Origin of the sequence: Streptomyces liliifuscus, assembly GCF_016598615.1 — a bacterium.
In the GTDB taxonomy this organism is placed as follows: domain Bacteria; phylum Actinomycetota; class Actinomycetes; order Streptomycetales; family Streptomycetaceae; genus Streptomyces; species Streptomyces liliifuscus.
The window spans coordinates 10,626,864-10,641,229 of record NZ_CP066831.1 but is presented as its reverse complement, the minus strand read 5'-3'; the positions used below and the strand labels follow the sequence as shown (position 1 = coordinate 10,641,229).

Genomic DNA, 14,366 nt, shown 5'->3' with positions numbered 1-14,366 from the left:
CAAAGCTCTCGCGGGCCCGTGCCGAGGAGCGCCTCCGTGGCCTGCTGCGACTCCTTCGCCGGCGCCCCGCGCCAGAATTGCGAAATCACGTCCCAGGCCGTGTTTCGCCCGGCGGATCGTGCCTACCGGTACTACATGGTCCAGTCGATGCGCGAAACAGAACGAAAGTACGCCGTCCCTTCGTCCTCCGACACGTCGTGGCTGTCGGATGCCTCCTGGCTGTCACGGCTGGAGCGTGTGGAAGGTGTCACGGCGGTCGTCGACCGGGGACCCGAGGAGTTGGACGCGGTCTACTACGACACCGCCGACCTTCGCCTGTCCGGTTCTTCGGCCACGCTGCGCCGCAGGACCGGCGGCTCCGACGCCGGGTGGCATCTCAAGTTGCCGTTGCCGGGCGACAGCCGGGAGGAGATCCAGTCGGCTCTGACCGACGCCGTCCCGGACACCATGGTCGACCTGACCGTCTCCCGCACGCGCGGGGCAATGCTGACCCCGGTGGTTCGTATCCGCTCGACCCGCGAGGTGCGGCATCTTCTCGATGCCGAAGGCACTCTCCGTGCCGCGTTGAACATCGACACGGTTCGCGCGGAGTCCCTGCGGGCGGAGGGCAGGCGGGCCGTGTGGAACGAGGTGGAAGTGGAGCTGGCCGAGGGCGCCGATCCCGCTCTGCTGGAGGCCGTGGACAAGAAGCTGCGCAAGAAGGGCATCGCTCGTGCGCAGTCCCCGTCGAAGCTGGCCCGGGCCCTCGACGAGACGGCGACCGCCGCTACAGCAGTTGGCACCGACCAGTCCGGCGACCTGGACCTGAACCCTGGCTCGGCCGGCGAGCAGGTCCTTGCATACGTGCGGGAGCAGATCCGTGTCCTCACCGCCCTCGACCCGGCCGTACGACGCGACCGGCCCGACTCGGTGCACAGGATGCGTGTCGCCTGCCGCCGTCTGCGCAGTTGTCTGCGCTCCTACCGGTCCGTCCTGGACCGCCATGCCACGGACCCGATCCGGGCCGAGCTGAAGTGGCTGGCCGGCGAGTTGGGTGCCGAGCGCGATCAGGAAGTACTGATGGAGCGCCTCACCCACCGGATCGACGGCCTGCCCGAGGAACTCGTTCTCGGTCCCGTGGTGGCGCGGCTTCAGACATGGAACGTCGGCCGTGGCACCGAGTCCCATCAGCGCACCCTTGATGCCCTGGGCTCTCCCCGCTACCTGACCCTGCTCGACTCCCTGGCCGAGCTGGTGGAACAGCCTCCGCTGCGTGCCAAGGCACGCAAGAAGGCCGACAAGGTCATGGCCAGGGCTGTGCTCAAGGAGTACGACCGTCTGGCCGAACGCATGCCCCGCGCCCTGGACCTGTCACCCGGCCCGAAGCGCGACGTGGCGCTGCACGAGGCCCGCAAGGCGGCGAAGAAGGTGCGGTACGCGACCGAGGTGGCCCGTCCCGCCCTCGGCAAACCGGCCAAGCGTCTGGGCAAGCGGATCAAGGCCGTACAGAAGGTCCTCGGCGATCATCAGGACAGCGTGGTCGCCCGCGGCACGATCAGGGATCTGGCCGTGGCGGCCCAGGGGGTCGGCGAAGCCGGTTTCACCTGGGGGCTGCTCTACGGCACGGAGCAGGCCGTGGCGGGAACCCGGGAACAGGAGGTGCCCGCGGTGTGGGCGCGCGCCTCGGCCCCCGCGCTGCGCAAGCAACTCCGTAAGTAGGGGCGGGCCGCGTTCGAAGGGCTCACTGACCCGCTCCGGTCAGGCCAACGCGTCCGCTCCTCCTTCCAGCCATACGACGAGGTGGGAGGGGTGTTCGGCATCCATGTGCACGGTGTTCGCGGCGACAGCGGTGCGGCGGGCGGCGGCCTCCGGTTCGCCGGTGTTCGTGTTGACGTCGAAGCGGGGGAAGTTGCTGGAGGAGATGTCGAGGCGGATGAGGTGGCCTGCGGCGAAGCGGTTCGCCGTGTCGGGGGCGGTGACCTCGATCTCGTACACCTCGCCCGGAGTGAGCAGCTCCGGCTTCTCGTAGGAACGGTGGAAGCGGCAGCGGACGATGCCGTCGGTGACGTTCATGGCGAAGCCGTTCGGATAGTCGGGGTTGGGCGGGTGGACGTCGATCACCTTGACGGTGAAGTCGGTGTCCGGGGCCGTGGTGGAGATGTGGAGCCGTGCGGACACCGGGCCGGCCAGCACCACGTCCCGCTCCAGCGGCGGTGTGGTCAGGCTGATGACGTCCGGGCGGGAATCCAGCGGCAGGTACGGCTCACGCGCCCCGTGCACCCGGGCGTCCGGGGCGTTCTGGTCGTACGCCCCGCCGGACATCACCGGCTCGCCCGAGGTGACCTGGCCTCCCATGGTGGGTACCGGGCGGCGCGGGTCGAAGTCGTAGGTCACCGAGGCGGCGGCCTCGATGGGCGGGGTGAGGGTGAGCGCACCGTCGGTGTTGAGGTACAGGGCGACCGGGGCCGTCGACGTCGGCGGCCACCGGGTGTCCGTGAGCCATGCACCGCCGTGCCGCATCCGTCCCGCCGCATCCCGTCGACCGTCGCCGCCGCCCATCAGGAAGTACTGGACGGCGGGGAGGTCTCCGGTCTCCGGACTCCCCTTGTCCTCCCGGCCCAGCGCGCGGTCGAACCAGCGGCGACGGAATTCCAGGTAGGACGGGGCGAGGTTGCCGTCCAGTGTCGCCCGCGGACCGAAGTCCACGTCCCCGGCGTACGTCTCGCAGCGGTGCCCGTGCGTCCACGGGCCCATGACCAGGTAGGAGGGAGCGGACTTCAGTTCCCGAAGGGTGGTGAAGTTCTCGATGGTGGAGCGGACGTAGGGGTCGTACCAGCTGCCCATGTGCAGACTCGGCGCGTCGGGAAAGCGGCCGTAGAAACCTCGCCCGTAGAGCGCCGGGGTGCGGTAGTACTCCCCGAAGGTGTCCTGCCGCCACTGCTCCAGAAGGAAGTCCTCGTACGCCGCCAGGTGCCGCAGCGGCGTACAGCCCGGCCGCCACGGCATCGCACCGAACCAGCCCGTCACGTCCACCCGCAGCAGTGCCTCGGACAGCACCGGATCCGCCGCCGCCTCCGGGCTCTGCATCGCGTGCCGCAGGGCCCAGGTCACCTGCTTCAGCTCGAAGGCGCCGCCCATCCGCATTCCCGCGTCGTACGCACAGGAAAGACCGCCCGAGTCCTGGAACATGGCGACGAGCCCCTCCGTTCCCTCGGCGGCCGCGGCCGCCTGGACATGGGCGGAGTAGGACACCCCGGTCATCACGACCCTGCCGTCGCACCACGGCTGGTTCCTGAGCCAGGCGATCGTGTCCGCCCCGTCCGGGCCCTCGCCCAGATACTTCACGAACGTTCCCTCGGAGTCGCCGCGGCCCCGGCAGTCCTGCCGTACGACGTGGTAGCGGGCTTCGGTGAAGTGCCGGGCGATGTCCTCGGGGCGCGGGACGGGCGCGTCGCTGCGGTCCTGGTCCGAGCCGCGCTGCGTGCGCCGGCCGTACGGCGTGCGCTCCAGGAGCACGGGAAGCGCGGTCGCCGCCGGCTCGGGTGAGGCGGAGTACAGGTCGGCGGCCAGATGGACGCCGTCCCGCATGGGGATGCGCAGGGTGCGGCGCCACAGGGCACCGCCCTGGAGCGGTTCGGGCCGGCAGGAGTGGGAGGTGTCGTACGAGATCACCCCCGTGACGCTAGGCAGTCGCCCACGTCATGGCGATCACTTGACGTCATCAGGTCAACTGTTCCGCAGGACGGTGACGGGATCGGGCCCGGGACCTACTGTGCAGCGCAACCCGGCAACACACCGTGTGCCATCACGACGGATCGTGCGTGGCTCCTGGGTCCCCTTTGCCTCACAGCGCTCGCGACGCGGTCGCGTCGTGCCCTCGTTCCACCGTCCTCACAGGAGGCCGCCATGAGCACACCCGACAGCCGCATCCAGGAGGTGCAGGCCGACGAGCCCGACGAGGGGGGCCGCGGCTCCCGCCTCCTCGACCTGGTCGAGCGTGCGGGAAACGCGCTGCCTCATCCGTTCTGGCTGTTCTGGATCCTGGGCGGGGTGGTCGCCCTCGTCAGCTGGGCCCTGAACCTCTCGGGCCTGCGCGTCGAGGACCCCTCCTCGGGTGACCTGGTCGGCGTGCGCAGCGCCCTGTCGGCGGACGCCGTACGGGATCTGATCACCGGCGCCGAGGAGTCCTTCGTCACCTTCGGACCGCTCGGCACGGTGCTCATGGTGATGCTGGGCGTCGCTGTCGCCGAGCGATCGGGACTCTTCGAGGCGCTGGCCCGTCGCATGCTGTCAGGTCTGTCCCCGCGCGCCGTCGTCCTGGGCGTGGCCCTGGGCGGCGTACTGGGGAAGTTCCTCTCCGACTCCGCGTACGTGGTCCTCATCCCGCTCGGAGCGGTGGCCTTCCGCGCCGTGGGCCGCTCTCCGATGCTCGGCATGATCGTCGCGTTCGTCTCCATCAACGCCGCGGGTGACGCCAACCCGCTGATCGCCCCGGGTGACGCGCTGTTCGCCTCCGTGGCCACCGAGGCCGCGCAGCTCGTCGACAAGGACGTGGTGGTCCGCGCGACGGACAACATGTACTTCACCACCGTCTCGGCGTTCGTGCTGGCCGGCACCATCGCCCTGGTCGTGGACAAGATCCTCGCCAAGCGCGAGCACCACCTGGTCCCCGACGCGGACCTGGAGGCCGCCGCGGCACAGCAGGTCGTCGCCGCGGGAGTCGATGACGCGACCGAGGTACGGGCCCTGAAGGCGACCGGTCTTGCCGTGCTCGGCTACGCCGCGCTGATCGTGCTGGCGATGGTGCCTACCTCGTCGCCGCTCCGGGGCGAGGGCGGCGCGATCGTGGAGTCCACCTTCATGAACGCGATCGCCGTCTTCCTCACCGTCTTCTTCCTGCTCATCGGCGCCGTGTACGGGCGGCTCACCGGGCGGATCAGAGGCAGCCGCGCGATACCGGAGTTCATGGCGGAAGGCGTGCGTTCCATAGCTCCACTGCTGGTGCTGTTCTTCGCCGTGTCCCAGTTCCTCGCCCTGTTCAAGTGGACCAACATCGCCACGGTCGTCGCGGTCGAAGGCGCTGACTTCCTCGAACGGTTGGGCGCGCCCACGCTGGTGCTGTTCTCCCTGCTGATCCTCACGGTCGCGCTGATGAACCTGCTCATCACCTCCGGCTCCGCCCTGTGGGCCCTGGTCGCCCCGGCACTGGTGCCGATGCTGATGCTGCTCGGCACCAGCCCGGCCACCACCATGGCCCTGTACCGCATCGCCGATTCCTGCACGAACTCCATCACCCCGATGAGCACCTCGTTCATGCTCTGTGTCGGCTATCTGCAGACCCTGCGCCGCAAGGCCGGCATCGGCACCCTGGTCTCCTTCACCCTGCCCGTGGCCATGATCATGCTGGTGGTGTGGGTGCTGCTGTTCTTCATCTGGTACCTGCTGGGCATCCCGCTCGGCCCGGGCGCGCCGGTGCGGTGAGCTCCGCCGTACGCTGACGACGTGAGCATCGTCCTCGACCTCGGAGGGCTCGGTCCCGCGGACGTCGCGGCAGGGCCCTCCCCGCTGTCGGAACTGATGGCGGGCCTGCACGTGCTCGCCGAACCCGAGCACCACCCGGAGGCAACCGGCTGGGCGTCCCGCGCCGTCGCCTCGGCACCCGAACTGCGCGACGAATTGGCCCTGTTCGCTCCTCTGTGGGCCCGCTTCCGTTGTCGCCTGTTCTTCCCCCGTGCGTTGCCGCTCGCGGCGAGCCTGGACGAGGAACTGGCGGCGATCGCGGCGCTGCGGGCCGAGGACTTCCTCGCCCTGGTGGCTCCCGGAGTCCTCGGCACCACCGCGCAGCCCATGCCGCCGGTTGGCGAGCTGCGCGCGGGCAGCACCGCCGCGGAGGACTTCGCACGCAGTTGCCAGCGCCGCTCCTACGCCCGCGGTGAGCTGGCGCGACAGCTGGTGGCCGCGCCTCTGGAGCTGCGGGACCGGCTGCTGGAGGTGTTGGGAGCCGCCGACACCGCGTTCTTCGCCGAGGACTGGCGGATCCTGCGGCCGGCCCTGGAGGACCACGCCCGGGAGGTACGTCGGCGACTGGCGGCCCGCTCCCCCGCGGAAGTACTCACCGAGCTGCTGCCGACCGCGGCCCGGGTCGGACCGGGGGAACGGGTACGCCTGGACAAGCTGCAGATCGACGAGGTGAAGGTCGCCCCGCGCCCCCTCGTCCTCGTGCCGTCCGCCCGGGTGTGGCCGCATCTGACCGTCAAGCACGAGCACCCGTCGTGCGTGGTCGTGCAGTACGCGGCGCGCGGCACCACCCCGACCGCGGAGCTGACCGTGCGGGATCTGCACCACCGGCTGATGGCTCTCACCTCGCCCGCCCGGATGGAGTTGTGCCGCCATCTGCTGGGCGAACCCATCACCACCTCGGAGCTCGCCGCCCGACTCGGCTCCAGCGAACCGCAGGTCTCGCGCGCCCTGCGGACCCTGCGCGACGCGGGCCTGGTGCGCTCCACCCGGGACGGCAAACTGGTGCGGCACCGGCTCGCCACGGACGTCATCCAGCGACTGGGCCACGACGTACTCGCGACCGTGGCGCGGTGAACCCGAACGTCGGCCCCTCCCCGCCCGGCACAACCGCAACACAGGCACGCTCTGTGCACGAAAGAGGCGATCAGGCGATCTGGGAAGCCTGGGAAAACACCAGCGACACAGCAGTTCGCGGGACCGCATTTTCCCTTGCCCCGGAAGGAAGGAAAAACATCGATTCGATGTCAATATCGATTCGATGCAACTGTGAGACCATTGCCCCATGCTGGAACTCGCCATCCTGGGCTTCCTGGCCGAAGGCCCCTTGCCGGGTCATGAGCTGCGCAGCCGTGTCTCCCATCTCACCGGCTACACCCGCCCGGTCAGTGACGGCAGTCTCTACCCGGCCATCAACCGCCTCGCCAAGACCGGCCTGATCGAGCGGCAACCCGACCCGCGCGCGGGTGCCGCCCGCTATGTGCTGAACCTGACCGAGGCCGGCCGCGCGGACATGCTCCAGCGCCTGCGCAAGCCCGCCGACCACGAGATCACCGACCACACCCGCTTCTACACGGTGCTTTCCTTTCTCTCGCTGCTCCCCGACGTGACCGAACAGCACGCGGTACTGCGCCGACGTCTGGCCTTCCTGGAGGAGCCCGCGAGCTTCTTCTACGACGGTGACCGGCCGATCCGCGCCGAGGAGGTCACCGACCCCTACCGGCGCGGCCTCCTCCTGACCGCCCGCGCGACCAGCCGCGCCGAACGCACCTGGCTTCGCGAGGCGCTGGGCGAGGAACCGCTCGCGAGCCCTGAGAGCCCCGCGAACTCCTGATCGACACCGGAGGTACGTCCATGCTCGCGTCCTGGTACGACCAACAGGGCCCCGCCGCCGACGTGTTGCACGTCGGCGAACTGCCCGACCCTTACCCCGGCCCCGGTGAGGTACGGGTCCGCGTGAGCGTGTCCGGTGTCAACCCCGGCGACACCAAGAAGCGCCGCGGCTGGCTCGGCTCCTCCATGCCCTACCCGCGCGTGATTCCGCACAGCGACGCCGCCGGTGTCATCGACAAGGTGGGCGACGGGGTCGACGCCCGCCGTGTGGGACAGCGGGTGTGGACCTACGGCGCGCAGTCCTACCGGGCCTTCGGCACCGCAGCCCAGTACACCGTCGTACCCGCCGAGCAGGCCGTCCCGCTCCCCGACCACCTCGGCGACGAACTCGGCGCGAGTCTGGGCATCCCCGGAGTCACCGCCCACCGCGCGGTGTTCGCGGACGGCCCGGTCGACGGCCGGATCGTTCTCGTGCACGGGGTGCTCGGCGGCGTCGGCTCGCTGGCCGCCCAACTCGCCCGCTGGGGCGGCGCCACCGTCATCGGCACCGTCCGCCGCGCCGGAGATCTCGATCGCATCGACCCCACTGTCCTCCTCCACACCGTCGCCCTGGACACGGACGACCCGGCAGCAGAGATCCGCGCGTACGCTCCCGACGGCGTGCACCGCGTCGTCGAGGTGTCCCTGTCGGCCAACGCCGACCTGGACAACGCGGTCACCGCGCTCGACGCCGTCATCGCCGCCTACGGAACGCACGCCGACCGCACCGAACTCCCCTTCTGGCCCCTGCTGTTCAACAACGTCACCCTGCGCCTGCTCGGCAGCGACGACTTCCCCGCCGCGGCCAAACGCCAGGCCGCCCGCGACCTCACCGCGGCAGCCGCGGCCGGCGCCCTCACCGTCGACATCGCTGACGTCCACCCGCTCCAGGACATCGCCAAGGCGCACGACCGGGTCGACGCGGGTGGGCGCGGCCGGGTGCTGGTCACGGTCACCGGCTGACGAGCAGGCCGACGATCGGCGCGCGTGGAGGACGAGCAGTTCCTCGATCCGGACCAGCCCCGATGCATTGCATCGGTCTCCTCACTTCGGGTGGCCGCGGATCGGCTCATGACGATGTCGACTGATCAAGATGACGCCCGAGCCGTCGCAGGACACTCGCGGAGGCACATCGGCTCTCCTCGGAGATGCCGTGTGCTTCGTCGGCTCGGGACACACGCCGTACCAGGTCGACCCAGGTGGACTGGAGCCGGGCGACGGGGACTTGGCGCTCGTTGCGGAGGTGGTCGGCCGTCTCGAAGTCCACAAAGGCGAGCAGGGCGTGGGCGAGCATGTCGTGGTCACTGTCGACTCCGGTTTCCCGAAGGAGCGTTGATACGTGACGGTGAAAGGCACCGGCGGTCTCCGAGGCGTGGCGGCGTGCGTGCCGCAGTCGGCGTCCCAGGGCGGCGCCCGGGTCCGCGTCGGCCGAGTTGCGCTCGATGAGGGCGCAACCGAACGCCTCCAGTCGATCTCTCGCAGCTGCTCCCGGCCCCAGCGGCGGGGGACCTGACGTGTACGCCTGCTGGAACTCGGCCTCGGCTTCGGCGAGGAGGGCGAGCAGGAGGCCGTCACGGTCGCCGAACCGGCGAAAGAGCGTGCCCTTTCCCACCCCGGCCGCCTCCGCGACCTCGTGCATCGTCACGTGCTCGGGGCCCCGCTCGGCCACCAGCCGGGCGGCCACCTCCAGCAGCCGGGCACGGTTGCGGGCGGCGTCGGCCCGTTCGCCGGTGGGACCGTCCGGTACCCGTGTCACTGTGCGGTCCGCGGTGTGGCGCGTACGTACACGGATCCATCCGCGATCCGGACCGGATAGACCGGGACGGGGCGGGTCGCGGGTGGGTCGAGGGGGTGGCCGGTGCGCAGGTCGAAGCGGGAGGCGTGCAGCCAGCACTCGACCGTGCAGCCGTCCACCTCCCCTTCCGAGAGTGAGACGGCACTGTGCGAACACACGTCGTGGATCGCGAAGACCTGCTGCTCGGTCAGCACGAGGGAGACGGGGACGCTCTCCACCTCGACGCGTCGCGGGACGCCCTCCTCCAATGCGTCGAGCTTGCATACGTACGTGTAGCCGCTGCCGGGCATCGCTCTCCTCGGGTGCATCCATGACGCCGGTGGTACGTCATCCGGTTCACAGGGGTGCATCGGGCGTGCGGCGACGCTCGGCCCGGAGCGGCACGTGTGATCGTGTCCGAAGCATCGAGGCTAGCGACGCGGACCGGGCCCCGGACCCGACTCCGGTCCGAGTCGGCCTCGGCAGATGGGCCTAGGCCTCGTCCGAAGAGTGTCTGCGCAACGCCCCGGACCGCTCTCCGACATCGGGCACCAGCAGTTCACCTCCTGACGCCGTCAGTGGCCGACGTCGTGGTCGCCCGCTTCCACGAGGCCGCTCTCGTAGGCGAAGATCACGATCTGGATCCGGTCGCGCAGCCCGAGTTTGGTGAGGATGCTCGACACATGTGATTTGACGGTGGCAGCGCCGATGGACAGCTGCTCGGCGATCTCCGCGTTGCTCGCGCCCCGGGCGACGGCGGTCATGATCTCGCCCTCGCGGCCGGTGAGCCGTTCCAGGCGGGCCGCGGCGACGGTGTTGACGCGGCGCTGGGTGAACCGGTCGATGAAGCGCCGGGTGATCGAGGGGGCCAGCAGTGTCCCGCCCTCGGCGACGGTGCGTACGGCGGTGGCCAGTTGCTCGGGGGGAATGTCCTTGAGCACGAAGGCACTGGCGCCGGACCGCAGCGCCTCGTAGACGTACTCGTCCGGGTCGAAGGTGGTGAGGATCAGCACCCGGGTCTCCCAGTCGGCCTCCTGAAGGATCCGGGAGGTCGCTTCGAGGCCGTCCATCTCCGGCATGCGGATGTCCATGAGGATCACGTCCGGGCGGTGCAGACGTACGGCCTCGATCGCCTCGATACCGGTCCCCGCCTCGGCCACGACCTCGATGTCGTGGTGGACCCGGAGGATCATGGCGAAGCCGCGGCGTACGAGCGCCTGGTCGTCGGCGACGACGACGCGGATGCTCACGTGGGCTCCCCCTTGGCCGGCAGATGGGCAATGAGCCGGAAGCCGCCGCCGGGACGCGGCTGGGCGTCGAGGCTTCCGCCGAGCAGCAGGGCTCGTTCCCGCATGCCGACGATGCCGTGGCCGGGCAGTCCCTCGTGCGCGGACGACACGGAGCGGACGGCGGTACCGCGGCCGTCGTCGAGGACCACGATGGTGATGCCGTCTCCTTCGGCGCGCAGGCGCACCTCGGTGCGGGTCTGCGGTCCGCTGTGCTTGAGCACGTTGGTCAGTGCCTCCTGGACGATGCGGTAGGCCGAGAGATCCACCCGGGCCGGGAGTGGATCCCGGATGCCGCCGGTGACCGAGACGTCCAGACCCGCCTCCCGGACCTCGGCGACCAGGCGGGGCAGGTCGGCCAGGCCCGGCTGAGGGCCCAGTCCGTCGCGCTCGGCGTTCGGCCGCAACACTCCCAGCAGGTGGCGCAGTTCGTCCAGCGCCTGGCGTCCCGCTTCCTCCACCGCCGCCATCGCCTCCAGGGCGCCCTGCGGATCCTCGGCGGCCACCATCCGGGCCGCTCCGGCCTGCACGGTCATCATGCTCACCCGGTGGGCGACCACGTCGTGCAGTTCACGGGCGATGTGGGTGCGCTCCTCGGCCACGATCCGCCGTGCCTCGGCGGCCTGTTCCTGGCGGATCCGGGCAGCGCGCCCGGCTCGAAGCCGCAGGCGTCGGCCGAGATACCAGGCCCCGAACATGACGACGTAGCCGAAACCGATGTCCTCCCAGGGGGTGGAAAGGAGGATGCCGTCGATCGTGAGCGCGGCGATGGCCGCGCCGACACCGAGGGGGCCCCAGCGGTTGTCGTCGTCGTGCCGTCCGACGCTGTAGAGCGCGACGATCACGACCCCGCCCAGAACGGAGTAGTCGCTTCCCAGCGTCGGGACCCATGCGACGAGTGCCACGCACAGGACCGGGACCGGCTTGAGCCGACGCAGGTAGAGCGCCGCGGCGGCCATGGTGAAGAGCAGAAGGGCGGGCCCGAAGATTTGGGTGACCGGGCGGATGACGAGGGAGTCCCCCGGGCCTTCTTCCAGGAGCGCGGTCAGCAGGAACATCACGGTCGCGAGGACGGCGTCCGCGCCCCGCGGCCAGCGCGTGAACGGGCCGCGGAACCTGCCCGGCGCCCGGCGGCCGCGGCCGGGCGTCTCGGCATGCGGAGCCGTGCGGATCATCGTCGCTCCATCAAGAGGCGTCCGGTGCCTTGGCCGGGAAGCGTCCCATGGCCTGGCGCAGGCACCGCGACGCGCCGGGCAAGCCATCGTAAGTCCAGCTCCGAGGCACCGTCACCCGCCTGCGGGCGGATGCGGTCCTCCGTCCCCCGGCGGAGACGTGGGCCTGTAGTTCCCGTCGCGCGTGGGGGCGCCCAACCCTCCTGACGGCGGGAGACGGCAACGGCGTCGGCGCCCACGATGGAACCGCGCGAACACCTCCTGCCGCTGCGCACCGACCGGTGCCGCCGAACAGCGGCTGTCCCGTACGAGCCCAGCCGACCGGTGCCACCGGACGGCGGCCATCCCGCACGAGCCCAGCCGACCAGTGCCACCGGTCGACAGCCATTCCGCACGAGCCCAGCCAACAGGTGCCGCCGGTCGGCGGCCGTCTCCCAGGAGTTGCAGCCATGAATCGACTCACGCGCCGTATCGGCAACGCGAGTGCCCGCCGACCGTGGGTGACCATCGGGGCCTGGGTGGCCGCCCTGGCGCTCGTACTGCCCCTTGCCGGGCTGGTCGGCGGCTCGTTCGTCGACGACCTCGTGGCCCCCGGCAGCCAGAGCGAGAAGGCGATGGACCTGCTCGAGGAGCGCTTCCCCGAAGCATCCGGCGGCAGTGCCGTCGCCGTATTCGCCGTGCCGGAAGGGGAGCGGATCGACCGCCACCGGACGGCTGTCGAGGCGGCCGTCGGCCGCGTCGCCGAGGTGGAGCACGTCACCACGGTCACCGATCCCTTCACCAAGGGCTCGGTCTCGCCCGACGGACGGATCGGCTACGTCGAAATCGCCTTCGACGTACCGCAGATGAAGGTGCGTCCCGAGCAGATCGACGCCCTGAACGACGCGATCGAGCCCGTACGCGGCGACGGTGTCGTCGCCGAACTCGGGGGCGACGCGGTGTTCATCAACGCCGAGACGCCGACCTCGGGCGCGGAGGCCGCGGGCCTGCTGACCGCACTGGTCATCCTGGTGGTCGCGTTCGGCACGATCGTGGCCGCGCTGGTCCCCATCGCGCTCGCCCTGGTCGCCGTCGCGGCCGGCCTGGGCAGCATCACGCTGCTGGCCCAAGCGACGGACGTGTCCACCGCCGCGCCCACGATCGGCGCGATGATCGGCTTGGGCGTCGGTATCGACTACGCGCTGTTCATCGTGGCGCGCTGCCGTGAGAACCGCGCGGCCGGCCAGGACAACTCCACCGCGCTGTCGAACGCCATGAGTTCGTCCGGGGCGGCCGTTCTGTTCGCCGGTGGCACCGTGGTCGTGGCGATGAGCGCGCTCGCGCTGACCGGCCTGGGCTTTCTGACCTCTATCGGCCTGAGCACCTCGCTGGTCGTGCTGTTCGCCGTGGCGACCGCCCTGACGTTGCTGCCCGCCCTGCTGTCCCTGCTGGGCGACCGCGTCCACAAGGGGCGGCGGAGCCTTCGTACGCGCCGCGTCAAGAAGTCCGACGGCCCCGAGAAGTCGGCATGGTGGCGGTTCGCGCACCGCGTCTCCGGTCGGCCGTGGCCGTACCTGCTGGCCGGGTCCGCGGTGCTGCTGGCGCTGACGATCCCGGCACTGCGCATGGAGACGGGTTTCCCCGACGCGGGCAACGACTCGACCAGCACCACCCACCGCCGCGCCTACGACCTTTTGGCGGAGGGCTTCGGTCCCGGCTTCAACGCCCCGCTGCTCCTCGTCGCAGACCTGCGCGAGCAGGGTGTGGCCGCCGGGGGCATCCCCGAGTTGTCCCGGCGCGTCGCCGACGACCCCGGCATCGCGTCGCTCGGCGAGCCCTGGTTCTCCGCGGCCGGGGACACGGTCGTGCTGCCCGTGCTGCCCACCACCGCCCCAGCGGACGCCGCGACCTCCGACACCCTCGAACGCGTCCGCGGCATCATCCCCGACAATGTCGCCGTGTCGGGCCTGACCGCCATGACCGACGATCTCACCCGTCAACTCGCCGACACCCTGCCGGTGTTCATCGCCGCGGTCATCGTGGTGTCGTTCCTTCTGCTGATGCTGGTGTTCCGCTCCGTCGCGGTACCGCTGAAGGCCGCCGTGATGAACCTGCTGTCCATAGGCGGCGCGTACGGCGTCGTGGTGGCCGTCTTCCAATGGGGCTGGCTGGGAGGGCTGTTCAACCTCCACGAGACCCTGCCGATCGTCTCACCCCTGCCGACGATCTTCTTCGCGGTCCTCTTCGGCCTGTCCATGGACTACGAGGTGTTCCTGCTCTCGCGCGTTCGCGAGGAGTACGACGCCACGGGCGACCCCACCGAGTCGGTGGCACGGGGGATGGCGGTCACGGGCCGCGTGATCACCTCCGCCGCCCTCATCATGACGGTGGTCTTCCTCAGCTTCGTCGCCAACCCCTCGCCGCTCGTCAAGATGATGGGCCTGGGGCTGGCCACGGCCATCGTGCTCGACGCCACGATCGTCCGCATGGTGCTGGTGCCCGCGTCCATGGCTCTGCTGGGGCGCGCCGCGTGGTGGCTGCCCCGGCCGCTCGACCGGCGACTGCCCCGCATCGCCGTGGAGAGCGTGAAGAGCGCGGAGGGCGACAACGTCCCGCCTCCGCCCGAGCCCACGCCGGCACCCACTGCCCGGATCAGCTGAAGTCACAGGCCCATACGCGCCGCGCTCCACGCCTCCGAAACGGTCTGAAGCGATCTGAAGCGGTCCCAAGTGGACTCAAGTGGTCTGCCTCACAACCTGTCACAAGGTCCGGTCGGGCGGCGTCTTG

At 70.6% G+C, this 14,366-nt stretch carries 11 protein-coding genes; 6 read left to right on the top strand and 5 right to left on the bottom strand.

What is annotated here, in order from left to right; translation table 11 throughout:
- Positions 1–135 precede the first annotated feature (135 nt).
- The gene (locus tag JEQ17_RS46375; protein ID WP_200400954.1) at positions 136–1,698 is read left to right on the top strand and encodes a CYTH and CHAD domain-containing protein; all 1,563 of its coding nucleotides are present in this window, start codon (positions 136–138) and stop codon (positions 1,696–1,698) included.
- 39 nt (positions 1,699–1,737) lie between these two features.
- Here JEQ17_RS46375 and JEQ17_RS46370 read toward each other — a convergent pair whose 3' ends face one another.
- Positions 1,738–3,651, bottom strand: a complete 1,914-nt coding sequence (locus JEQ17_RS46370; RefSeq protein ID WP_234048633.1) for a CocE/NonD family hydrolase — start codon at positions 3,649–3,651, stop codon at positions 1,738–1,740.
- Positions 3,652–3,885: 234 nt separating this feature from the next.
- Between JEQ17_RS46370 and JEQ17_RS46365 the strand changes: the two genes are divergently transcribed.
- The 4 genes from JEQ17_RS46365 to JEQ17_RS46350 all read left to right on the top strand — a co-directional run bounded on the left by JEQ17_RS46365 (position 3,886) and on the right by JEQ17_RS46350 (position 8,331).
- Positions 3,886–5,460 carry an AbgT family transporter gene (locus JEQ17_RS46365; protein ID WP_200400953.1) on the top strand — a complete coding sequence of 525 codons (1,575 nt, stop codon included), beginning with the start codon at positions 3,886–3,888 and terminating at the stop codon, positions 5,458–5,460.
- 21 nt (positions 5,461–5,481) lie between these two features.
- Positions 5,482–6,573, top strand: coding sequence for an ArsR/SmtB family transcription factor (locus JEQ17_RS46360; RefSeq protein ID WP_200400952.1), 1,092 nt, complete (start codon positions 5,482–5,484; stop codon positions 6,571–6,573).
- A 208-nt stretch (positions 6,574–6,781) separates the two neighbouring features.
- Positions 6,782–7,330, top strand: coding sequence for a PadR family transcriptional regulator (locus tag JEQ17_RS46355; RefSeq protein ID WP_200400951.1), 549 nt, complete (start codon positions 6,782–6,784; stop codon positions 7,328–7,330).
- Positions 7,331–7,350: 20 nt separating this feature from the next.
- Positions 7,351–8,331, top strand: a complete 981-nt coding sequence (locus tag JEQ17_RS46350; RefSeq protein ID WP_200400950.1) for an NADPH:quinone reductase — start codon at positions 7,351–7,353, stop codon at positions 8,329–8,331.
- Positions 8,332–8,437: 106 nt separating this feature from the next.
- Here JEQ17_RS46350 and JEQ17_RS46345 read toward each other — a convergent pair whose 3' ends face one another.
- From JEQ17_RS46345 to JEQ17_RS46330, 4 genes are all read right to left on the bottom strand, one after another.
- Positions 8,438–9,124, bottom strand: coding sequence for a TetR/AcrR family transcriptional regulator (locus tag JEQ17_RS46345; RefSeq protein ID WP_200400949.1), 687 nt, complete (start codon positions 9,122–9,124; stop codon positions 8,438–8,440).
- The gene (locus JEQ17_RS46340) at positions 9,121–9,453 is read right to left on the bottom strand and encodes a non-heme iron oxygenase ferredoxin subunit (RefSeq protein WP_200400948.1); all 333 of its coding nucleotides are present in this window, start codon (positions 9,451–9,453) and stop codon (positions 9,121–9,123) included. The genes JEQ17_RS46345 and JEQ17_RS46340 overlap by 4 nt, the downstream gene beginning before the upstream one ends.
- Positions 9,454–9,717: 264 nt before the next feature.
- On the bottom strand, positions 9,718–10,392 hold the full coding sequence (locus JEQ17_RS46335) for a response regulator transcription factor (RefSeq protein WP_200400947.1): 675 nt from the start codon (positions 10,390–10,392) through the stop codon (positions 9,718–9,720).
- Positions 10,389–11,603 (bottom strand): sensor histidine kinase, encoded by a 1,215-nt coding sequence (locus tag JEQ17_RS46330; protein ID WP_200400946.1) that lies wholly within the window; start codon positions 11,601–11,603, stop codon positions 10,389–10,391. The genes JEQ17_RS46335 and JEQ17_RS46330 overlap by 4 nt, the downstream gene beginning before the upstream one ends.
- 446 nt (positions 11,604–12,049) lie before the next feature.
- Here JEQ17_RS46330 and JEQ17_RS46325 point away from each other — a divergent pair, with 446 nt between their 5' ends.
- Complete coding sequence (locus tag JEQ17_RS46325; protein WP_200400945.1) at positions 12,050–14,239, top strand: MMPL family transporter; 2,190 nt, start codon at positions 12,050–12,052, stop codon at positions 14,237–14,239.
- Positions 14,240–14,366 lie beyond the last annotated feature (127 nt).